Below are 272 nucleotides of genomic sequence, written 5' to 3'. Positions count from 1 at the left end.
CCAGAATCACCCGTATCCGGGTGAGATCCACCTTGACCAGCTCTTCGGAATCGTCGTCGACCTTGCTGTCGGCAGGCACGGAGCTGACCTGCTGGCCAAGGACAAAAACTACCCGCTGACCGTCTCCGGACACACGGTACCTGTCCACCGCGGATACGAGCGTGGCTGGTTTACGTTTGCCAAGGTCGTAGCGGACCAGCGACGGCGGGGAGGCCTTGTCCTGCAGGGATCCCTTGCCTTCACCGGTCACACCGGAGAGTTCGTTGTCGAGC

Annotated in this window: 1 protein-coding gene; it reads right to left on the bottom strand. The window is 61.8% G+C overall.

Going from position 1 to position 272, the window contains the following annotated elements:
• Positions 1-272 (bottom strand): hypothetical protein (locus SB724_RS20115; protein ID WP_410572606.1); only part of this gene is annotated, 272 nt, incomplete at both ends.

Origin of the sequence: Bacillus sp. SIMBA_031, assembly GCF_046535225.1 — a bacterium.
GTDB lineage: Bacteria > Bacillota > Bacilli > Bacillales > Bacillaceae > Bacillus > Bacillus velezensis.
This window is presented reverse-complemented; position numbering and strand designations above follow the sequence as displayed.